Below are 21,866 nucleotides of genomic sequence, written 5' to 3' on the forward strand. Positions count from 1 at the left end.
GACCGTCCCGCTGAACCCCATTTCCCGGAGTGTATTCATGAACGCCCCCCTGCATCGAGAAATTCCCGCCAGCGTGCTTGACGCCGCCCAGGCCCTGTCCCAGGTCAGCGCCCAGTGGGACGGCGACATCGTCAAGCAGATCACCGACTACATCACCATTCCCGCCAAGTCGCCGTCCTTTGATGCCGACTGGGCCGGCCACGGCCACATCGAAACCGTGCTGCGCAATGCCGCCGCCTGGGTGGAAGCGCAAAAGGTCCAGGGACTGACGCTCGAGATCGTCCGGCTGGAAGGCCGCACGCCGGTGCTGTTTTTCGAGGTGCCGGCGACTAAAGCGGGTGCCACGGAAACCGTCTTGATGTATGGTCACCTCGACAAGCAGCCCGAGTTCACCGGCTGGCGCAACGACCTGGGCCCCTGGACGCCCAAGTACGAAGACGGCAAGCTGTTCGGCCGCGGCGGCGCCGACGACGGTTATGCGGTGTACGCCAGCATCGCCGCGATCCAGGCCTTGAAGGCGCAGAACGTGCCGCACCCGCGCATCGTCGGTCTCGTGGAAACCTGCGAGGAAAGCGGCTCCTACGACCTGCTGCCTTATGTCGATGCCTTGCGCACGCGGCTCGGTGACGTGGGCCTGGTGATCTGCCTGGACTCGGGTGCCGGCAACTACGACCAGCTCTGGCTGACCACCTCGCTGCGCGGCATGGCCAGCGGCGTGCTCAAGGTCGAGATCCTCACCGAAGGTGTGCATTCGGGCGATGCCAGCGGCCTGGTGCCCTCGAGCTTTCGCATCATGCGCCAGGTGCTGGACCGGCTTGAGGACAGCAAGACGGGGCGCCTGCTGCCGCAAAGTTTTCACTGCGAGATCCCGGCCGAGCGCCTGCAGCAGGCCAAGGCCACCGCGCAAATCCTCGGCGACCAGATCTACAAGCGTTTCCCGTGGGCGCATTACGACTGCGGCGGCGCCACCACGTTTGCGCTGCCGACCACCACCGACCCGGTCGAGGCCCTGCTCAACCGCACCTGGAAGCCGACGCTGAGCGTGACCGGTGCCGACGGTTTTCCCGAAATGGGCAACGCCGGCAATGTGCTGCGGCCTTACACCGCCTTCAAGCTGTCGCTGCGCCTGCCGCCGCTGGTGGATGCCGCCAGCGCAGTGCAGGAGCTCAAGACCCTGCTCGAAGACAACGCGCCCTACCAGGCCAAAGTCACTTTTGAAAGTGCCGGCGGCGCCACCGGCTGGAATGCGCCTACCACCTCACCCTGGTTCGAGCAGGCGCTCAACGAAGCCTCACAGACTTTTTATGGGGCGCCTTGCGGCACCATCGGCCAGGGCGGCACGATTCCGCTGATGAACATGCTGAGCCAGGGTTTTCCGAAGGCACAGATGATGGTCTGCGGCGTGTTGGGTCCGAAGAGCAATGCACATGGCCCCAACGAATTCCTGCATGTGCCGTATGCCAAGAAAATCACCGCAGCCGTCGCGTCCGTCATCGCGCGCATGCCTTGAACCGGCAAGTCATGGATCATCCCCTGCTGGCGCCGTTCACGGCCCGCGACGGCGAAAACCTGGCGATCTACGAGTGGCCGATGGAGGCCTGGCAGGCCGACAACGCCCTGCCGCCGCGCGCGGTGGTGCTGCTGGTGCATGGCCTGGGCGAACACGCGAGCCGCTATGACCATGTGGCGCAGCACCTGCTCGACTGGGGTTTTGCGGTGCGCGCCTACGATCAGCGCGGTCACGGTGAATCGGGCGGCGAGCGCGGCGGCCTGTCCAGCGAGACCCTGCTGCTCGAGGACCTGGCCGAGGTGGTCGATGACACCCGCCAGCGGTCGCTGCGCCTGCCGCGCGCGGACGGTGCGGCGCCGGCGGACGCTCCCCTGCCGCTGATCCTGCTGGGCCACAGCCTGGGCGGTCTGGTGGCGGGCCGTTTTGTGTCGCTCGGGCTGCGGCCGGTCGATGGCCTGGTGATGTCCTCGCCGGCGCTGGATCCCGGGCTCAATGCGATCCAGAAACTTTTGCTGGCCACCCTGCCGGCGATTGCACCCAATCTGCGCGTCAACAACGGCCTCAAGCCCGAGTTCATTTCGCATGACCCGCAGGTGGTCAGCAAGTACCTGGCCGATCCGCTGGTGCATGCCAAGATTTCCGCGCGGCTGGCCAAGTTCATCGCGACCGCCGGGCCGGCAACGGTGGCCGCCGCATCCACCTGGCGCACGCCGACGCTGCTGATGTATGCCGGTGCCGACAGGCTGGTCAACCCGGCCGGCAGCCGTGCTTTTGCCGAGGCTGCCGCGAGCAACGGCGGCGCCAAGGTCGTGACCACGCGCTGTTTTGACGAGCTGTACCACGAGATCTTCAACGAGCTGGACGCGGCGCCGGTGTTTGCCAGCCTGAAGGCCTGGCTGGACGCCCGGTTTTAAGCCAAATAAGCCTGCAGCCCTCGCCCTTCCTGCGCAGACAGCTCCTGAATTTATAGCGAATCAGGCGCTGCGCAAGGCCCGATTCCGGAGTGCGAGCCAGGCCAGCGCAAACCCCGTCAGGCCCAGCGGCAGCAGCGAGCCCAGGTTCAGCAGCGTCCAGCCCTGCGTGGTGACCAGCACGCCGGAGGCCAGTGAGGACAGCGCCAGCACCGCGAACACGCAGAAATTGAGCGCGCCCTGCGCCTTGTCTTTTTCTTCCGGCCGGTAGGCGGTCAGGGCCAGCGTGGTGCTGCCGGTGAACAGGAAGTTCCACCCCACCCCGAGCAAAAACAGCGCGATGAGGAACTGGTGGAGATCGACCCCCGACAGTGCCACCAGCACACAGGCCACATTGAGCGCCAGGCCCACCGCCATGATGGGCAGCGTGCCGAAGCGCTTGATCAGGTGGCCGGTGAAAAAACCGGGCGCGAACATGCCGATCACATGCCACTCGAGCACCAGCGCAGCGTCGGAAAACGGCAAGCCGCAGACCTGCATGGCGATCGGCGTAGCTGCCATCAGGAGGTTCATCACCCCGAAGCCCAGCGCGCCGGCCGCGGCCGCGACGATGAACACCGGCTGGCGCATGATCTCGCCCAGGGGCCGACCGCCGCTGGCGGCTTGCTGGGGCGGCGTTGGCGGGAAGTGGATGAATGCCAGCAAGGCCATGGCCAGCAGGGCCACGCCGGCCAGCGCCAGGTAAGCCCCGGCAAAAGGAACTTCGGTCAGGCTGCGTGTGCCCGCTGCGAGATTGGGACCGGCGATGGCCCCGATCAGGCCGCCGGCCATCACCAGCGAGACGGCCTTTTCGCGGAAGGCCGGCAACGCCAGCTCGGCGGCGGCAAAACGGTAGAGCTGCGCATTGGCGTTGTAATAACCGGCCACCACGGTGGCGGTCACCAGCAGCCAGAAGTTCCGGCTGTAGGCCGCATAACAGCACAGCAGCGCCGACAGGACCGCCACCCCTAGCCCGAACTGGAACGAGGCCTTGCGGCCGAAACGCTTCTGCGTGCGCGCGACGATGCCGGTTGACAGTGCCCCGCCCACCACATAACCCATCACCGGCAGAGTAGCCATCCAGCCCAGCGGTGCCAGTGCCAGCCCGACCAGGCCGTTGATGGCGATGAAGGTGACGTTGTTGGTGAGAAACAGGCCCTGGCAGACAGCCAGCAGCCAGAGATTGCGGTTCATCGTTCAGTTTTCCAGTGTAAGCAACGCCAGGCAGGCCAGCGGCGCGGTTTCGGCGCGCAGAACGCGCGGGCCCAGGGTCACCGGCAGAAAGCCGCGGGCCAGCGCGGTGTCTTCTTCGGCCGTGCTCAGGCCGCCTTCGGGGCCGCTGAGCAGGGTCACGGGGGTCGTGCTGTCATACGCAGCCAGCGCTTGCGCCAGGGGCTGCGTGCCGGCGCGCAGCGACAGCAGCAGCCGCGGTTCGGCCGACGCGACGGGCGGCAGGGCGGCCAGCCAGTCGCTCAGTGTGTCGACCGCATGCACAGGCGGCAGGCGGTTGCGCCCGCACTGTTCGCAGGCGGCGATGGCGACGCCCTGCCAGTGCGCGACCTTCTTGTCGGCGCGTTCACCCTTGAGGCGCAGCACCGAACGTTCGGCCATCAGCGGCGTGATGCTGGCTGCGCCCAGTTCGCTGGCTTTTTCGACCAGCCAGTCCATGCGTTCATTGGCCGGCATGCCCACGGCCAGGTGCACGGCGCGGCGGGTTTCACGCTCCACGTCGCTGTGGGTGTCGACCTTCACCTGCACGTCGCTGCGGCCCATGCGTTCAATCGTCGCCTGGAACTCGCCGCCCTGGCTGTTGAACAGCGTGATCACGTCGCCGGGCTGCAGGCGCAGTACCTGCACGTGGCGCGCGGCGCGCTCGGGCAGGGCCAGCGCATCGCCGCTGGCCAGCGGCAGGTCGGCATAGAAGCGGGCTGTCACGGCCGGTCCTCGGGTGCTTGCATGTTGCTATGAAATATGTAGCTGTCCGTGCTTGGTCCCAAAGGGACCGGGCCGGATTCGACGTTGGAGAGAAGGCTCAAAACGTGTAGCCCACCCGGGTCTCGTTGCCTTCGATCTCGTCGAGCAGCACCATCAGCGGTCCGAGTGCGCGGTAACGCGCACAGGTCGAACGTGCGTAGGTGATGAAACGCGGCGTGTCGGCCAGGTACTTAGGCTTGCCGTCGCGCAGGGTCAGGCGCGCAAAAATGCCAAGAATCTTGAGGTGGCGTTGCAGCCCCATCCATTCCACCGCGCGGTAAAACTCCCCGAAATCATCCCCCACCGGAAGGCCGGCCTTGCGCGCCTGCTCCCAGTAACGCACGGTGATCTCGAGCACGAAGTCTTCCGGCCAGCTGATGAAGGCGTCGCGCATCAGGCTGGCGATGTCGTAGGTGATGGGCCCGTAAACCGCGTCCTGAAAGTCGAGCACGCCTAACCGTGGCTCACCGCTTTCCGGAACCATCAGGTTGCGTGGCATGAAGTCGCGGTGCACAAACACCCGTGCGCCCCCCAGCGAATTCAGGTTGCTGTCCTTGATCTGCGCAAACAGGCCGTCGAGCTTGCCGCGCAGGGTACTGTCGATGGTGATGCCGCGGTGTTTTTCCATATACCAGTCGGGAAACAACGCCAGCTCACGCGACAGCAGGGCTTCGTCGTAGGGCGGCAGGACATCGGGCTTCGAGGCCAGCTGCCAGCGGACCAGCGCATCAACCGCCTCCCGGTAAAGGCCGTAGGCGCGCTGGGCCTTGCCAGCCTCGGGTTGCTGCTCGATCACCTCGAGCATGGTCCGGGCGCCCAGGTCGCTCAGCAGCATGAAGCCCTGGGCCTGGTCCCAGGCCAGCACGCGCGGCGCGTTCAGCCCGGCGCCCGCCATCAGCCCGGCGACCTTGACAAAAGGCGCGCAGTCCTCCTGCGCGGGTGGGGCGTCCATGATGATGCAACTGCCGCCGTCGGCGGTACGCACCCGGAAATAGCGGCGGAAACTGGCGTCGGCCGATGCTGGTTGCACCGTTTCTGGCAGCAGGCCGTGGGTAGAGGCATGGGCCTGCAGCCAGGCGGAAAAAGCACCGGCGCGGGTGGCATCAGGCCAGACAATGGGGGATTCGGTCATGCGGTCTTTCGGCCTGCCTTAAATGGATACATCAAAAGATGGGGAAAGGGTCGGGTGGGCATAGGATAATCGGGCCAGCTTTCACAAACGGGTTTATCTCATACTTCCGATGCATCGCGCATCCCGCTCGCGTTTTATTCATTCTCCGGTCGCTCATGCCGTTCTCAGCCTGGTGTCCTGCACCGTGCTGGGCTTGGGGCATGGCGGGCCGGCCTATGCCCAAAGCCCGGCGGCAGCCCCGGGGCAGGCGCAGGAACTGCCGGGTGTTCAAACCAGCGATGGTGCGCCGGTGCTGCTCAGGAGCACTTCCATGCTGGCCGAGCAGCCGCCGGGCGGTCCGGGCATCGAACTGCCGACCTTTGTTTTTGGCAACCGCGTGTCGGGCCGTCCGGATCTCGAAACCGTGGTTGACGGGGAGGCCGAGCTACGCCGCGGCGGCTCGGCGATACGCGCCGACCGGATCGAGTACGACCAGCCGACCGATGTTGTCAAGGCCCGGGGCAATGTGCGCGTCAACAGCTCGGGCAACCTGTACAACGGGCCGGAGCTGGAAATCAAGCTCGACACCTTCGAGGGTTTTTTCCTGACGCCGGACTATCGGTTCTTGCAGAACGACGGTTATGGCGCAGCCGACCGCATCGATTTTCTGGACGACAAGCGTCTGGTGGCGCACAACGCCACCTTCACCACCTGCCAGCGCGGCGAGGGTCCGAGCTGGATGCCGGCGTGGATCGTCAATGCCACCACACTCAAGCTCGACAGGGAAGCGGATGTCGGCGAGGCTTCGGGCGGTGTCCTGCGCTTCATGAATGTGCCGATTCTGGCGGCACCTACCTTCAGCTTTCCGCTCAGCGACAAGCGCAAGTCGGGCGTGTTGCCGCCGACGCTTGCGATCGACAGTCTCAGTGGCACGGCCGTGACCGTGCCCTATTATTTCGATATTGCGCCTAATCGAGATGCCACCTTCTCGCCGACCTTGATGAGCAAGCGCGGGGTGGATCTGGCCGGCGAGTTTCGTTATCTGGAGCCCGGCTACAAGGGTGAATTGCGCGCGAGCCTGATGCCCAATGACCAGTTGCGCAACAGCAACCGCTGGTCCTACAACTACTTGCATAGTGGTGGGTTCAACACGGGCATACCGGCAATCGGCGGTGTAGGCATCAACCTCAATTTGAACCGGGTCAGCGACGACAATTACTGGCGCGATTTTTCGGGGTTTGGCAGTGCGGGCGCGAGTACCTTGTTGACCCAGCGACTGCTGCCCAGCGACGCCAGCCTGACCTGGGGGCGTGGCTTTTTTTCGACTTCCCTGCGCACCCTGACCTACCAGACCCTGCAGGACGTAAATTCGCCCATCGTGCCACCTTATGACCGCAGGCCGCAGCTCACTGCGGCCTACACCCGTGCCAATGTGCCTGTGGGAGGATTGGGCGGCCTCGACTATTCAATCAGCACGGACTACACGCGGTTTGAGTCGGATCGGCGATTGACCGGGCAGCCCAACGCCAGCCGTGCGTTTGCACTCGCGCAGGTGAGCCGACCCTGGATCCGGCCTGGAGGTTACATCACGCCCAAGCTGATGCTCAATACCACCACCTACCAGTTTGACGGTGCGTTGGTTAATGGAGCACGCTCGGCTTCGCGCACGGTACCAACCTTCAGCCTGGACAGCGGGCTGACCTTCGAGCGCGAGGCCGGTTATTTCGGACGCGCCTATACACAAACGCTGGAGCCGCGCGCGTTTTATGTGAACACGCCCTACCGTGATCAGAGTTCTCTGCCCAACTATGACTCGGGAGCGAACGATTTCAATTTCGCGACTGTGTTCACCGAGAACGCATTTGTCGGCAATGATCGCATTTCAGACGCCAACCTGCTGACGCTGGGTCTGACCTCGCGCCTGCTGGATCCTGACACCGGTGCCGAGGCCTTGCGTTTGGGCGTGGCCCAGCGCCTGCGCTTCAAGGACCAGCAGGTCACCTTGCCTGGGGGGGTACCGGTGACGGACCGTTTCAGCGACCTGCTGTTCGGTGGCTCGGTGAACTTGACGAAGGCCTGGTCACTGGACAGCACGGTCCAGTACAACCCGAAAACCAATATTTCCCAGCGTTCGACGGTGGGTGCCCGCTACAACCCGGGCAACTACCGCGTCATCAGCGCTGCCTACCGTCGCCAGCGCAATGTCAGCGAACAGTTTGATGTGGGTTGGCAATGGCCGATCAATGATTTGTGGGGTGACAAGGGCAAGGATCTGGGCGCCGGTCGTGGTCAGGGCGCCGGGCGCTGGTACAGTGTCGGTCGCCTGAACTACAGTGTGCCCGACAAGAAATTTGTGGACATGGTGCTGGGCATTGAATACGACGGCTGTTGCTGGATCGGCCGCGTTGTGTTGGAGCGTACCCAACTGGGGCAGGTTCTGGCAGGAAGCTCATCCAACAACACGCGCATCCTGTTCCAATTGGAGTTCGTCGGTTTCTCGCGCATTGGTTCCAATCCCCTGAAAACCCTCAAAGCCAACATCCCGCGTTACCAGTACCTGCGTGAGCAGAGCACGACACCCAGCCGCTTTACCAACTATGACTAAATCCAGTTTCCCCCCCCGTCCTGGCTTTCGCTGCGTCGCCGCGCTGGCGCTGGTGCTGGGCTTGCCCGCCCTTTCCGCGCAGGCCCAGGTCTTGAGGCCGCCTGGCCAGTTGCGGGTGCCAAGTCTGGGCACCCTGGGTAAGGTGGCGGGTGTGCAACGGCAGGCCGACTACATCGTGGCCGTGGTCAACTCCGAGCCGATTACCAACAACGAGGTGCGCGCGCGCATGCTGCGCACCGAGCAGCAAATGGCGCAGCAAGGCACGGCGTTGCCGCCCAAAAACGAGCTGGCACGGCTGCTGCTCGAACGCATCATCGTGGAGCGTGCACAACTGCAGCTGGCCAGGGAACTGGGGGTGCAGGTCAGCGAGGCCATGGTGGATGAGGCGGTGCTCAATGTCGCCCGGCAAAACCAGTTGTCCGTTGACGAGTTGCGCCAGCGCGTGACTGCCCAGGGGTTGGTCTTTTCCCAGTTCCGCACCGATCTTCGCAATGAAATCCTGCTGACCCGGATCCGGGAGCGTGAACTCGAGTCCCAGGCGAAGGTCAGCGACCAGGAGGTGGAGCAGTTCATCCGCGAGCAGGAAGCCGGGGGCGACCCCGCCTCGCAGGAGCTCAACCTCGCGCAGATCCTGGTGGTCGTTCCCGAAAACGCCACTCCGGCCCAGGTGGCCAGCCTCCAGGCCAGGGCACAACTGGCGGCAGAACGCGCGCGCAGCGGGACGGACTTCACCGCGCTGGTGGGCGAGTTTTCCAATGCGCCGGGGCGAAGCGCCGACGGCCAGATGGGCTTGCGCCCTGCCGACCGCTACCCGGAGCTTTTTATCGACACCACGAAAAATGTACCGATCGGCGGAATTGCCGGTCCGGTGCGCAGCGGTGCCGGTTTTCACGTGCTCAAGGTGCTGGAGCGAAAACGCGCCGGCATGCCGGGTGCCACGGTGGTGGAAACCCGCGCTCGTCATATCCTGCTGCGCCCCACGGCCCAGCTTGGCGAGGCGGCCGCCCTCGCGCGGCTGGCCGATTTCCAGAAGCGCATTGCTGCCGGACAGGCCGATTTTGCCGCGCTGGCCCGCGAGAACAGCCAGGACGCCTCTGCCAAGGGCGGCGGTGATCTCGGCTGGGCCGGCCCCGGCCAGTTTGTGCCCGAGTTCGAGGAGCGCATGAACAGCCTGGCGCCCGGCCAGGTCGGGGACCCCGTCGTGTCGCGTTTCGGCGTTCACCTGATCCAGGTGCTGGAGCGGCGCAACACCAAGCTATCCCCGCGCGAGCAGCGTGAAATTGTGCGTGCTTCGCTGCGCGAGAAAAAGTTTGAAGAGGCCTACAGCGCCTGGGCGCAGGAAGTGCGCGGCCGCGCCTATGTCGAATACCGGGATCCGCCTCAGTAATGGCGCCCCCACGCTCGCTCACTGCGTGTAGCTCGCTGCCCCCCGGGGGGGCGCCCCGCCTGCGGCCCGGCAAAGCCGGTTCCGCGGCTTGGACTGGCATTTCGGGGTCCGTCTCACGCGGAGATCGCGTGCGTGGTCTGGCGCAGTGAAACATATCCCGCGCAAGCGTTTCGGCCAGCATTTCCTGACTGATCGCAGCATCATTGACGCCATCGTGGACGCGATTGCACCCGCGGGGGGTCAGGCGATGGTTGAAATTGGGCCCGGCTTGGCGGCCCTGACCCAGCCTCTGGCAGAGCGCCTGGGCAAGCTGACGGTCATTGAACTGGACAGGGACCTGGCGCAGCAACTGCGGGCTCATCCGCAGCTCCGGGTGGTCCAGGCCGATGTTCTCAAGGTTGATTTTGTCCAGCTCGCTTCCGAAAGCGCAGGGCCTTCCGGAAAAATCCGTGTGGTCGGCAATTTGCCTTACAACATTTCCACGCCCATCCTGTTCCACCTGCTCGACGCGGTGGAGGTCATTGAAGACCAGCATTTCATGCTGCAAAAAGAAGTGATCGACCGCATGGTGGCCCGCCCCGCGACCAGCGACTATGGCCGGCTCAGCGTGATGCTGCAGTGGCGTTATGCCATGGAGAACGTGCTGTTTGTGCCACCGCAGAGTTTTGATCCGCCGCCGCGCGTGGACAGCGCGGTGGTTCGCATGGTCCCCCGGGCTGCGCCGGAGAAGGTGGATGTCAAGCTGCTGAGCGAGGTCGTGCGTGTGGCTTTCAGCCAGCGCCGCAAGCTGCTGCGCCACTCCCTGGGCCAATGGCTGGAGCAGCGGCCCCACAGCCCGCCGTTCGATGTGCAGCGCCGCGCCGAGGAAGTGCCGGTGGCTGAATATGTGGCGCTGGCCCAGGCGCTGGAAAACGGGGCGGTTGCCTGAGTCCTGGCCGGACCGTCATTTTGCTATTTAATTGATAGCTAATGGCACTCATCCATTGAGCGCTCGCAGCCGTTTTGCAGTCAATCCGGTGGCGACCGACCAGACGGCGGTTCGGCATGAAAAAAGCCCGTTGAACAACGGGCTTTTTTGCAGCATGTTTGGAAGTATCAGGCTGCGGCCAACCAGTAACCCGCGTTGAACGGGCTGCTCATGCGCAACGCCAGCGGCGACACGTCGAGCAGTTTGTCGGTCGGCATCGGCTCTTCGCCGTCTGCGCTGTTTGCTTGCTGGGCCTCATTCGCCCGATCCCCTTGGCCAATGTCTGGGGAGCGGGCTACAGAAAAGAATAGAAACATCTGAACGGGATTTTTCGATCCGCCCAGTAGTCCGCCGCATCCCTGAAGATATCCAGCAGCTGTTCGCGCGCTTCCTTGTCAAATTTTGCATTGGCAGGGATCTGCTCCAGCAGGACAATGAAGCCGGGCTGCGGTCCAGACTTGTGAACCAGGTCCGTCATGCAGTCGTACAGCGCATCAAAGTTTTTGCCAAAATGCGCCGGGAATGTGTACTGTGCCGCGATCATGTCCAGCACGTCCTGCTTGCTCTGGGCGTTGCCCAGGTTGGCGTAGAGGAAGTGGTGGCCAAGCTGGGTGGCAGCATCCTGCAAGTCCTGCACGCGGAAGGCGCGTATGGATTGCACGATATTGGGTCTAACAGTACGAAGTGGTGTTTCCATCTCCGCGTCTCTTTCTTAAGTCAATAATTCAAAGTTGACGATCACTGTTGAACCTTATTGAGCGATTCTGCGAAAACTCGCGTAGTGATCATCGGTGTAATAACAAGCATCGGGCGCGGTGGGTACTAAACCACCACAAACGATGCGCCGGGCGCCCCGACTGCGCTCACCTGGGGTTCTGACGGTGTATTCGCGGTAGTAACCGCGATTTTTGGCGGGAAGTATTCTTTCCCGATTGCCAAACACCGAACCGTCCTTGTCGTACCTGTACGGGCCCCCCTGATAAATCAAGCGGACCATGTGGCGCCCCTGCTCCGGCAGGGCCGCGACTGAAATCGTGCTGACTTCGGCCTGGGGGACTGGCCCTTTGGCTTCTACGCCGGACGGGCTGAACCCCGTGCTCAAAGCAGCCAGAACGACTGCTGCGACTAGCCGCCACCCGGCTCCATTTTTTCGCAACATGGAAAAATCCGTTTTACTTGAACCAGAGCCAACCGCCAATTGTTTAGCAGTTGCCGGGTTAACCCTTAAATTTCAAGAGGTAGAGTTTGACGCATCCCGCAGAAAAACGCAAGGGCCTGCCCAAAATTCAGGCAGTCTATCGCCACGTTGGGTGCGGTTATAAGTTAGTGCTAGCTGTCTAAAAAAAGCTTATCGGGATGCGTTGGCGTCTGCCACGGTCAAGGCTGTCATGTTGACAATCCGGCGCACCGTGGTGCTGGCGGTCAGGATGTGCATGGGTTTGGCGGCACCGAGCAGGACCGGGCCGATGGCGATGTTGCCGCCTGCTGCCGTCTTGAGCAGGTTGTACGCAATGTTGGCTGCATCGATGTTGGGCAGAACCAGCAAATTGGCTTCACCGGACAGGGTGCTGTTGGGCATGACCGCCGCCCGCGCCGCAGCGTCCAGTGCCACATCACCGTGCATTTCGCCGTCGACTTCCAGCCACGGGGCTTCGTCTCGCAGCAATTGCAGCGTGTGGCGCATTTTCAGTGCGCTGGGTAGATTGGACGAGCCAAAATTCGAGTGCGACAGCAGCGCGGCCTTGGGCTTGATGCCAAAGCGCATCATTTCCTCTGCAGCCAGTGTCGTGATCTCGGCCAGCTGCTCGGCCGTGGGGTCGTAGTTCACATGGGTGTCGACCAGAAACACCTGGCGGTCCGGCAGCATCAGGCCGTTCATGCAGGCGTAGGTACAGACGCCCGGGCGCTTGCCGATCACTTGGTCCAGGTAGTTCAGGTGGTGGGCGGTGGTGCCCCAGGTGCCGCAGATCAGGCCGTCGACATCGCCTTTGTGCAGCAGCATGCCCGCAATCAGCGTCAGGCGGCGGCGCATCTCGATCTTGGCCATCTGCACGGTCACGCCCTGGCGCTCCATGATGCGATGGTAGGTTTGCCAGAAGTCGCGGTAGCGGTGATCCTGCTCGACGTTGACCACGTCGTAATCGAGCTCCTCCCTCAGCCGCAGGCCGAATTTTTCGATGCGCTGGGCAATGATGGCGGGCCGGCCTATCAGTGTCGGCCGGGCCAAACCTTCGTCCACGACGATCTGGCAAGCCCGCAGCACGCGTTCTTCCTCGCCCTCGGCATAGGCCACGCGTTTTTTGACGGCTTTTTTGGCAGCCGCAAAAATCGGCTTCATGGTCGTGCCCGAGGCGTAGACAAAACTCTGGAGCTTCTCCCGATAGGCGTCCATGTCGGTGATGGGGCGCAGCGCCACACCGCTATCGGCCGCCGCCTGCGCCACGGCCGGCGCGATTTTCATCATCAGGCGCGGGTCAAACGGCTTGGGAATCAGGTATTCCGGTCCGAACGCCAGCTGCTCGCCGGTGTAGGCCGCTGCCACCACCTCGCTCTGCTCGGCCTGTGCCAGCTCGGCAATGGCATGCACCGCGGCAATTTCCATCTCGACCGTGATGGTGGAGGCGCCGGCGTCCAGCGCGCCGCGGAAGATGTAGGGGAAACACAGGACATTGTTGACCTGGTTCGGGTAGTCGGTGCGGCCGGTGGCCATGATGGCGTCATCACGCACTGACTTGACGTCTTCGGGTGTGATTTCGGGGTTGGGGTTGGCCAGCGCAAAAATGATGGGCCGGGCGGCCATCTTGCTGACCATGTCCTTCTTGAGCACGCCGCCTGCCGACAGGCCCAGGAAAATGTCCGCGCCTTCAATGATCTCGCCCAGGGTCCGCGCCGAGGTCTTCTGCGCAAACTGGATCTTGTCTTCGTCCATCAGCTCGGTGCGTCCTTCGTAGACCACCCCGGCCAGATCCGTCACGAAAATGTTGCTGCGCGGAATGCCCAGCTTGAGCAGCAGTCCCAGGCAGGCCAGCGCCGCGGCACCTGCGCCCGAGGTCACCAGCTTGACCTGCGTTGGGAGCTTGCCGACCACCTTCAGGGCGTTCAGGATCGCGGCGCCGACCGTGATGGCTGTGCCATGCTGGTCATCATGAAACACCGGGATCTTCATGCGCTTGCGCAGCTCGCGCTCGATGTAAAAACAGTCCGGCGCCTTGATGTCCTCAAGGTTGATGGCGCCGAAGGTGGGCTCCAGCGAGGCAATGATGTCGACCAGCTTCGCCGGGTCTTTTTCGTCAATCTCGATGTCGAAGACGTCAATGCCCGCAAACTTCTTGAACAGCACGCCCTTGCCCTCCATGACCGGTTTGGAGGCCAGCGGGCCGATATCGCCCAGGCCCAGCACGGCCGTGCCATTGGTCACCACCGCCACCAGGTTGCCGCGGCTGGTGTATTTGAACGCCGCATTCGGGTCTTTGACGATTTCTTCGCAGGGGGCCGCGACGCCGGGCGAGTAGGCCAGTGCCAGATCGCGCTGGTTGACCAGCTGCTTGGTGGCCGCGATCGCGATCTTGCCCGGGGTCGGAAACTCGTGGTACTCCAGCGCGGCGCGGCGCAGCTCGTCGCGCTTTTCCTGGCTGTCGGGGGTGGCTGGCACTGCGGGCATGAAGTTGTCTCCTGAGCGGCGGCCCTAGCCGGGCCGTCAATTTTTTGTAAGGTCTGCGATTGTAGGTCGTCCAAGGGGAAAACCCTAGTACGTGGATCTACGCAAACCAGTGGAGTGGTTTTGACTTTTTAACAAAGATCAGAGAGCAGTTAACCGGTGTAGGGTGTAGGGATGCATAGTTACTGTCGGCTAGGGTGCTGCTATGTCGCAAATAATCCGAAGTTACTGCCAAATACCCACTCACCTGTAAAGCCTAGCCTTGTCACCCCCCTATTTGTCGCAGCGTTTCGCGGAGGGCCCCCCGGATTCGGCCACCATGTCGCTCACTTATTGATCGTAGCCGTCGTATCGGTCACCAACCTCAATAGAACCAGCGCGCCGGTACCATGACCAGCTGCGGGAAGGCGATCATCAGGAACATGATGGCGAACTGCGCAACCATGAACGGAATCACGCCCCGGGTCACTTCGCCCATGCTGATCTTGCCGACACCAGCCACGGCGTTGAGCACGGTTCCCACCGGCGGCGTGATCAGGCCAATGGCATTATTGATAATGAAAAGCACGCCGAAATACACCGGGTCGATGCCGGCGGCCTTGACCACCGGCATCAGCACAGGGGTGAGCAGCAGGATGGTTGGCGTCATGTCCAGCGCCGTCCCGACCAGCATGGTCAGCACCATGATGGCGACCATCAGCAGCTTGGGGCTGTCCAGCAGCGGCTGCAGCAGTTCCACGACCTGGGCGGGCAGGTTGGCCACCGTGATCAGCCAGGCCGAGACCATGGCGGCGGCCACGAGGAACATCACCACGGAGCAGGTCTTGGCGGCGGACACAAACAGCGGCACCAGCTTCTTCAGATTCAGTTCGCGGTAAATGACGGTCGAGACAAACAGCGAGTAAACGGCGGCCACCACGGCGGCTTCGGTGGGCGTGAAAACGCCAAATTTCAGGCCGAACACGATGATGAATGGCAGCACCAACGCCCAAGTCGCCAGACGCAGTGCCTCCAGCACTTCTCCGAGGGTCTTGCGAGGCGGCGGGGCGATGGTTTCATTGCGCACCAGCCACCACCAGGTGACGACCAACGAGACGGCCAGCCAGATACCCGGGAAAATTCCAGCCATGAACAGCTTGGAGATCGACACGTTGGCGGCTACGCCGAAGATCACGAAACCGATGCTTGGCGGAATGATCGGGGCGATGATGCCGGCAGAGGCGATCAGGCCCGCCGAGCGGGCCTTGTCATGGCCGGCCGCCACCATCATGGGCAGCAACAGGGCGGTCAGGGCGGCAGCGTCGGCTACTGCCGAGCCCGACAGCGCGGCCATGATGACGGCGGCAACGATGGTCACGTAACCAAGTCCGCCCTTGACGTGGCCGACCACGGCCATCGCAAAGTTCACAATGCGGCGCGAGAGGCCGCCAGCGTTCATGATCTCGCCGGCCAGCATGAAGAAAGGCACGGCCAGCAACGGAAAGCTGTCGGCGCCGTTGATCACGTTCTGCGCCAGGATCTGCGCATCGAACATGTCGAGGTGCCACATCAGCGCGGCACCGCAGAGCAGCAGGGAGAAGGCGATGGGGACGCCAAGCGCCATAGCGCCTAGCATGGAGCCTAGGAAAATAAGGATGGTCATGGGGGGCCTGTTCTCGTCTATTTATGGGCTTCGGCGGTGCCAGCGTGAGAGGCTTCTTCAGATTCCTGAATCAACACCAAGTGCGCGTCGTCAATCTGACCGGTCAATAGACGCCACAGGTCACCCAGAAGAATCGGTGCGGCGAGTACGGAGAACACCATGCCCGAGGTGTAGAACCAGGCCATGGAGACCTCCATCACGGCACTGGTCGTTTCCCAGTTGATGACCGACTGGTCGTACGCACCCTTGAATAACAGCCAGCAGACAAACAACATCAGCACCAGCGACAGCCCCATGCAGATTTTCTTGCCCTGGGGACCCAGCCTGCCCACCAGCATGTCGGTGCCGAGGTGGCCGTTTCCCCGCAAGGCCACGACCGCGCCCAGGAAGGTCAGCCAGACAAACAGCCAGCGTGACAACTCTTCCGAGACCATGAAGCCCGAGTTGAAGGCGTAGCGCATGAACACGTTGCCAAACACCAGCACCACCATCACGGCCAGCAAGGCGGCGATAAGGTAGCCGATGAACTGGCAGTAACGGTCAATCAACTTTTCCATAGATTCTCCTGATACCAGGCACTACTGTTTGCCGGCGTGACTAGAACGATTGCTACGATCAACGCCTGCGAAGTTCTTTGAGGCATTTGAACGAACATCAAATTTGAGCCAAGATTTGTCAATCGTTTCGTGGACAGTCTATCTCCCCGTTTTCATTCAACGATTGTCTCGTAGCTTCGAAAAGTGTCTAATTTCCACTTGCCTCCACACACCGGCTTTTGTAAATGGATCGTTCTTAAAGAACGCCAAAACCTGCTCTTTATTCATCGCATCGATCAACAGGCAGCTCCCGTTGATGGTCTGGTTGTCGTCTTCCAGCAGTGGGCCGGATACAAGAATCTTGAAGGGAGCAGAAGATAAATTCGCTTTGTGCTCTTCGAAATGCTGTGCCCGAATGCTTTCGCTATTGGGCACATCAAGACAGTAAATTACAAAATGCATAAATTGATCTCTTGTTTAGCGTGCGGCCGACAAACGTTCAGCCTTCCATTCCAGATCGAGCAGGCAACCCGATCTTCCAAAACCAGCCATGCCCGTGAAGCCCCATGGGTCATGCATGGCACACATCAGGGCATTAGTTGCCCACCGTTAACCTCCAGAGTCTGCCCCGTGACGTAGCCAGACATAAGATCGGAAGCAAGGTAAAGGAACGCACCAACACATTCCTCCGGCGTTCCCAGCCGACCCATGGGAATGGAGGCTTTGAATGCTTCTAGCATCGCCGGCGTGGAAAACTGGTCTTGTAGCGGCGTAAGGATCACGCCGGGCGCGACGGCATTGACGCGGATGTGGTCCGCCACGAGCTCGCGCGCGAGCGCGCGCGTGACTGTGCTGATGAAACCCTTGGAGCCCGCGTATAGCAACGAACCTGGACCGCCTCCATTACGCGCCGCCGCAGATGTGACGTTGATGATAGTACCGCCGCCATGCTGGCGCATCGAAGTCACCACCTCGCGGGCGAACGCCACCACGGACCGCGCATTGACGTGCATTACTTCATCGAAGAACTCGTCCGACTGCTCGGCAAGCTGTACGCGCTTGACGAGGCTACCTGCGTTGTTGACCAGCACGTCGATTCGGCCAAATTTCTGCAAGACCTGCGCCACGCTCCGGCGAATGGCAGCTCCGTCGCGGACATCTGCCGAGACGAGCATGGCTTCGCCGCCGGACGCACGGATCGCCGCACCCACTTCGGCTGCGGGGCCTTCCGACCGGTTGTAGTGCACAGCGACCTTCATTCCCTGCGCGCCGAATGCGCGGGCGACAGCGGCACCAATGCCCAGGCTCGCACCCGTGACAAGCGCAACTTTGCCGCGCAGGTCGGGAACCTTCAGTTCATTCAGAGTGTATTCATTCATCTTGTTTCCTTCTTTCGGTGCTTGTGTCAACCGTGCCGCCATCTCGCTGGCACAGTGGCCAGCGGCGGGAAGAACGCCAGCCGACCTGTGACACCATGAAGGGCGACGCGTCTTTGGCGGCCACATCCATGCTGACCGGCCGACACCGGCCGCCGTGTTCAGCACGGCACGGGGTCAGGGTCAGGATGGTCGGAGTCATGTCCATTGCGGCGCCTGCGATCATCTTTAACACCATGATGTCCAGCTTCAGCAGTGTGGGCTGTCCAGGCGCGGCCTTGGTCGCGACGCCACGTCCGCTAAATAGTTGGACAGAAGACGATCAGTGGATCGCGGCTCGGACCTTCTCGATCTCTGTACGATATGTCTTCACAACAGCAGGATCGTATGACGCGGCGAACTTATTGGCGACTGGCTGGGTCAGTTCACGCATCTTGGCGAGCGTGGCCGGTGGGACGTCGTTGATTTGCATACCCTTCGCCTCCAACTCCTTGCGAGCTGTGGCCGAAGCCGCGCGACTCAAACTGCGCTGGTAGGCGCCGGCCTCGGCCGCAGCTTCCTCGATGATCTTCTTCTCCGCCGAGGACAGTTTGTCCCAGGTCTTCTTGCTGATGACCACCGGGTTGGCCGTATAGACGTGGTTGGTCACGCTGAGGTACTTTTGCACCTCGTTGAACTTGCTGGTCAACACCACAGAGAAAGGATTCTCCTGTGCATCCATGGCCTTCGACTCCAACGCACCGTAGAGCTCCGGGAACGCCATCGGGACCGGATTAGCCCCGAGAGCGGTGAAGCTTTCGAGGAACAGGGGATTCGGGATCACGCGCAGCTTCAGCCCCTTCAGGTCTTCCACGTTGACGATTGGCTTGCGGTTGTTGGTGAAATTTCGGAAGCCCGTCTCCCAGAAGCCAAGTCCAACCATGCCCTTGTCCCCCAGCTTGGACATAAGCGTCTGGCCGAAGGGGCCGGCCACCAACGCATCCACCTGTTCTGCCTTGGTGAAGGAGAAAGGGATGTCCAGCAGGGTGAATTCCTTGATGACTGCCCCCATCACGGTAGCCGAGGGCAGCGTAATGTCCTGCACGCCGCCCTGCACGGCGCTCAGCTGCTGGGCCTCGCCACCGACGGTGCCGCCGCCGAGCTCCTGGACTTTTATTTTCCCGCCACTCTTGGCTGCCACGATTTCGGCGAATTTCTGAATACCGAGAGAGATCGGGTGTCCCGGTTGCACCACATGGCCAAAGCGGATCGTGCGCTCCTGGATCTGCGCCGAGGCGCCGCCGCAGGTCACGGCCACAGCCGCCAAAAAAACTAAGTTGCGAATTTTCATGGTTTGTCTCCTAGGTGGTTAAAAACGTCTCTCACGGGGTGGTCAAAGTGAATGAGTGGATCAGGGACGCAGGATGATTTTGCTGCCCTCGCGGCGCTCGACCATTTCTAATGCGCGCTCGAAGTCACGGAACTCGATCTGATGGGTGACGAGTTTGAGAACGTCGCTCGCCACCATGGGCAAGACGTTCATCATCAAGGACCAGGTGGTTTCGTTGTAGCCTCTCGAGCCGATCAGAGCGAGCTCTTTGAGCACGACTGGCGTACTCTTGAAGGTGCTGGGTCCGTGACAGAGGCCTATGAGTCCGACACTGCCCCCGCGCCGGGTCATCGTGACGGCTTGCTCCAGCGTACTTGCCACACCACTGGTCTCGTAGACGATGTCTGCACCATCAGCTTGGAGCGTGCGCAAGACAGCGATTGGATCCTGCGCGTCGATGTTTACAGGAACAGCGCCGATCTCGTGAACCATGCGCAACCGGCTCACATCAGCAGCAACGCCTGTGACCATTACCTCGCGCGCACCTGCGGCGAGCGCGAGCGTCGCGCACAGGATTCCAATGGGCCCGGAGCCTATGACGGCAACCACATCACCGGATCGAACCGGCACGCGCTCCAGTACAGCGTGAGTGGCGACCGAAAGCGGTTCCAGAAGTGGTGCAACCGCACTGTCAATTCCGTCGGGCAATGGATGCACGTTCCACTCTGGAACGCTGACATATTCAGTCCAGCCACCGTTGATCCGTCCGCCCATGAGGCGTCGGTCGTCGCAGAGCGTGGGCCGGCCCATACCGCAGTAGCGGCAATGGCCGCAAGCAATTTGCGGGTTCACGGCTACCACCGTCCCCGGCTTGACACGCGGACTGTCCGACTCGACGACGGTACCGGCGAACTCGTGCCCGACGATCAGCGGAAAGCTCGGCGCGTACTGTCCGACGACAGCTTCGTGCCACTTCCAGATAGCGACGTCCGTGCCGCAGATGCCACCGGCGGTTATGCGGATCAATACTTCGCCCGGCCGGCGCACGGGGGGGGCCACGTCGATGAGCGCCATAGCACCCCGTTCAGGTTTGAGCTTTGCGATTGCCTTCATGGTGTTTCTGCCTCTGTGGAAAAAGAATTGCCAATTGCGGCCTGCACCGCGGCATACGCGAAAACTATGGCCGGCCCAAGGTTGATACCCGGACCGGGGTAGGCGTCTCCCATCACCGACTGCATGTCGTTGCCCGCGGCGTACAGCCCCTCGATAACTTCGTCGCCACGCAAGACCCGCGCATCTGCGTCAGTAACCAGGCCGACGCTCGCAGCGATGTCGCCAGGTTGCAGTCGCAGGGCATAAAAAGGCGCCTGTTCGATGGGGCCAAGCGTCGGGTTGGGCTGCACAGCAGCATCACCAAGGTGTCGCTGGTAGACAGTGGTGCCGCGTTGGAACTCGCTGTCCACCCCATCCCGTGCAAAGCCGTTCATGCGGGCAACGGTGTCCTTCAGCACAGAGGGCTCCATGCCAAGTCGCTGCGCCAAAGCCTCTATGGTCGGGGCTTCCACCAGATAGCCGTCCCGAAGAAATGGCGCAAGACCGCGACCGCCCGGGCGTACCATGCCCAGGCCGTACTTCACGAGCGCCCGACGGTCTGCGATCAGGTAGGCGACCGCATTGCGTCTGCCATAGGGTCCTGACTTGAGCATGCGCTCACCGAACTGATGGTAGGAAATGCTTTCGTTGAGAAACCGATGGCCGCCTGCGTTCACGACCACCGTGCCCGGCTTCGCTCGATCGAGCACGAAATGGGGGAAAACCGCGATACTGTGATCGGATCGTCGACGCACAGATACCGGAGCCCAGAAGGCTGCGCTGTTCTTCGGTTCGCTCAGCCGCGCGCCCAGGGCAAGCACCTGTCCCAGCAAATCACCGGGTGAACTGTCAGCCCGCGGGGAATGCGTCACTTCAGGCGGAATGAGTTGCGCGCGGTAGACCGGATGGTCATTGAACCCACCACCAGCCAGCACCACGCCCTTTCGAGCGGTGAGCGCAATGGACTGGCCGTCCCGTGATACCGTTAGCCCGGTAATTCGGCCGTTGCGCACAACCAGGTTTTCAGTTTGGGTTTGTGTCCAGATAGGCACACCGCGAGTGCGCAGCGACAGAAGCAGCCTGCCGACCAACGCGTTACCCAGCACCAAGCGTGCGCCGCGCGGATAGCGCATGCGGTCGCCGGCGTAGCGCAGCAGCAGCCTCACCGAGTGCGCGAACGAGGCGCGCGAACGCGTCATGTTCAGGAGATGATTGATATCGATTCGATCAACCATCATCCCGCCCAGCACCGTGAACTCTGGAATCGGAGGTCGCACCAATCCCAGCGCACTTCCGAGTTGCCGTCCATCGAAGGGCAGGCATTCGAGCACTCGACCCCAGGTGGTGGAGTCGGGGAGTTCGGACATGTAGTCTGGGTGGTGAGGAAAGGCGCGCATAGGCAAGTCACCGTGCTCCTCAAGGCACTTGACGGCCTGTGGCCCAAGACCCAGGAAACGTTGACGCAAGGCAGCGGGCGTCCGGCCCTCGGTAGCGAGTTCGAGGTAACGCGCGGCCTTGGCTGGGCTATCGCCCGAGCCGGCGCCCAGGTGCGTGTTGGGTATCCACATGGCCCCGGCAGCCAGGGCACTGGTTCCCCCAACCCACTGCGTGCGTTCAACCACCAGCACTTTCAGCCCCTCGATCGCTGCGAACAGCGCGGCGGACATGCCGGCGCAACCGGCACCCACGACGATGAGGTCGAATTCGGTGTCGGTGCCAGATATGGTTTCCGTTTTCAACTCAATGCCC

The 21,866-nt window shown here is 62.3% G+C and carries 19 protein-coding genes; 5 read left to right on the top strand and 14 right to left on the bottom strand.

Features of this window, described 5'->3' with window-relative positions; translation table 11 throughout:
* The first annotated feature begins 37 nt into the window (after positions 1 to 37).
* Both B7X65_RS20990 and B7X65_RS20995 read left to right on the top strand, forming a co-directional pair.
* Positions 38 to 1,510 (top strand): M20 family metallopeptidase, encoded by a 1,473-nt coding sequence (locus B7X65_RS20990; protein WP_293596214.1) that lies wholly within the window; start codon positions 38 to 40, stop codon positions 1,508 to 1,510.
* An 11-nt stretch (positions 1,511 to 1,521) separates the two neighbouring features.
* Entirely contained in the window at positions 1,522 to 2,424 is a 903-nt protein-coding gene (locus tag B7X65_RS20995) for an alpha/beta hydrolase (protein ID WP_293596215.1), read from the top strand.
* Between the two features lie 60 nt (positions 2,425 to 2,484).
* Here B7X65_RS20995 and B7X65_RS21000 read toward each other — a convergent pair whose 3' ends face one another.
* The 3 genes from B7X65_RS21000 to B7X65_RS21010 form a co-directional block, all read right to left on the bottom strand.
* On the bottom strand, positions 2,485 to 3,654 hold the full coding sequence (locus B7X65_RS21000) for an MFS transporter (protein WP_293596216.1): 1,170 nt from the start codon (positions 3,652 to 3,654) through the stop codon (positions 2,485 to 2,487).
* A 3-nt stretch (positions 3,655 to 3,657) separates the two neighbouring features.
* Positions 3,658 to 4,395 (bottom strand): 16S rRNA (uracil(1498)-N(3))-methyltransferase, encoded by a 738-nt coding sequence (locus tag B7X65_RS21005; RefSeq protein WP_293596217.1) that lies wholly within the window; start codon positions 4,393 to 4,395, stop codon positions 3,658 to 3,660.
* A gap of 97 nt (positions 4,396 to 4,492) precedes the next feature.
* Entirely contained in the window at positions 4,493 to 5,566 is a 1,074-nt protein-coding gene (locus tag B7X65_RS21010; protein ID WP_293596218.1) for a phosphotransferase, read from the bottom strand.
* Between the two features lie 109 nt (positions 5,567 to 5,675).
* Here B7X65_RS21010 and B7X65_RS21015 point away from each other — a divergent pair, with 109 nt between their 5' ends.
* The 3 genes from B7X65_RS21015 to rsmA all read left to right on the top strand — a co-directional run bounded on the left by B7X65_RS21015 (position 5,676) and on the right by rsmA (position 10,465).
* Positions 5,676 to 8,150, top strand: coding sequence for an LPS-assembly protein LptD (locus B7X65_RS21015; RefSeq protein ID WP_293596219.1), 2,475 nt, complete (start codon positions 5,676 to 5,678; stop codon positions 8,148 to 8,150).
* Positions 8,143 to 9,537, top strand: a complete 1,395-nt coding sequence (locus tag B7X65_RS21020; protein WP_293596220.1) for a peptidylprolyl isomerase — start codon at positions 8,143 to 8,145, stop codon at positions 9,535 to 9,537. Before B7X65_RS21015 ends, B7X65_RS21020 begins: the two co-directional genes overlap by 8 nt.
* A 145-nt stretch (positions 9,538 to 9,682) precedes the next feature.
* Positions 9,683 to 10,465 carry a 16S rRNA (adenine(1518)-N(6)/adenine(1519)-N(6))-dimethyltransferase RsmA gene (rsmA, locus tag B7X65_RS21025; RefSeq protein WP_293596221.1) on the top strand — a complete coding sequence of 261 codons (783 nt, stop codon included), beginning with the start codon at positions 9,683 to 9,685 and terminating at the stop codon, positions 10,463 to 10,465.
* Between the two features lie 334 nt (positions 10,466 to 10,799).
* Here rsmA and B7X65_RS21030 read toward each other — a convergent pair whose 3' ends face one another.
* From B7X65_RS21030 to B7X65_RS21080, 11 genes are all read right to left on the bottom strand, one after another.
* The gene (locus B7X65_RS21030) at positions 10,800 to 11,201 is read right to left on the bottom strand and encodes a barstar family protein (protein WP_096696873.1); all 402 of its coding nucleotides are present in this window, start codon (positions 11,199 to 11,201) and stop codon (positions 10,800 to 10,802) included.
* Between the two features lie 54 nt (positions 11,202 to 11,255).
* Positions 11,256 to 11,663 carry a ribonuclease domain-containing protein gene (locus tag B7X65_RS21035; protein ID WP_293596222.1) on the bottom strand — a complete coding sequence of 136 codons (408 nt, stop codon included), beginning with the start codon at positions 11,661 to 11,663 and terminating at the stop codon, positions 11,256 to 11,258.
* A gap of 189 nt (positions 11,664 to 11,852) precedes the next feature.
* The gene (locus tag B7X65_RS21040; protein ID WP_293596223.1) at positions 11,853 to 14,165 is read right to left on the bottom strand and encodes an NADP-dependent malic enzyme; all 2,313 of its coding nucleotides are present in this window, start codon (positions 14,163 to 14,165) and stop codon (positions 11,853 to 11,855) included.
* A 361-nt stretch (positions 14,166 to 14,526) separates the two neighbouring features.
* Positions 14,527 to 15,804 carry a TRAP transporter large permease subunit gene (locus tag B7X65_RS21045; protein WP_293596224.1) on the bottom strand — a complete coding sequence of 426 codons (1,278 nt, stop codon included), beginning with the start codon at positions 15,802 to 15,804 and terminating at the stop codon, positions 14,527 to 14,529.
* Between the two features lie 17 nt (positions 15,805 to 15,821).
* The gene (locus B7X65_RS21050; protein WP_293596225.1) at positions 15,822 to 16,361 is read right to left on the bottom strand and encodes a TRAP transporter small permease; all 540 of its coding nucleotides are present in this window, start codon (positions 16,359 to 16,361) and stop codon (positions 15,822 to 15,824) included.
* Positions 16,362 to 16,517: 156 nt separating this feature from the next.
* The gene (locus B7X65_RS21055; RefSeq protein ID WP_293596226.1) at positions 16,518 to 16,802 is read right to left on the bottom strand and encodes a YciI family protein; all 285 of its coding nucleotides are present in this window, start codon (positions 16,800 to 16,802) and stop codon (positions 16,518 to 16,520) included.
* A gap of 125 nt (positions 16,803 to 16,927) precedes the next feature.
* A complete protein-coding gene (locus B7X65_RS21060; RefSeq protein WP_293596227.1) occupies positions 16,928 to 17,719 on the bottom strand; it encodes a glucose 1-dehydrogenase in 792 nt (263 codons plus the stop codon).
* Entirely contained in the window at positions 17,712 to 17,954 is a 243-nt protein-coding gene (locus B7X65_RS21065) for a hypothetical protein (RefSeq protein ID WP_293596228.1), read from the bottom strand. The genes B7X65_RS21060 and B7X65_RS21065 overlap by 8 nt, the downstream gene beginning before the upstream one ends.
* Positions 17,955 to 18,038: 84 nt before the next feature.
* Positions 18,039 to 19,046, bottom strand: a complete 1,008-nt coding sequence (locus tag B7X65_RS21070; protein WP_293596229.1) for a TRAP transporter substrate-binding protein — start codon at positions 19,044 to 19,046, stop codon at positions 18,039 to 18,041.
* Positions 19,047 to 19,106: 60 nt separating this feature from the next.
* Entirely contained in the window at positions 19,107 to 20,138 is a 1,032-nt protein-coding gene (locus B7X65_RS21075; protein ID WP_293596230.1) for an alcohol dehydrogenase catalytic domain-containing protein, read from the bottom strand.
* On the bottom strand, positions 20,135 to 21,856 hold the full coding sequence (locus B7X65_RS21080; protein ID WP_293596231.1) for an FAD-dependent oxidoreductase: 1,722 nt from the start codon (positions 21,854 to 21,856) through the stop codon (positions 20,135 to 20,137). The genes B7X65_RS21075 and B7X65_RS21080 overlap by 4 nt, the downstream gene beginning before the upstream one ends.
* Between the last annotated feature and the right edge of the window lie 10 nt (positions 21,857 to 21,866).

Source organism: Polaromonas sp. 39-63-25 (assembly GCF_002278925.1).
In the GTDB taxonomy this organism is placed as follows: Bacteria; Pseudomonadota; Gammaproteobacteria; order Burkholderiales; family Burkholderiaceae_C; genus Polaromonas.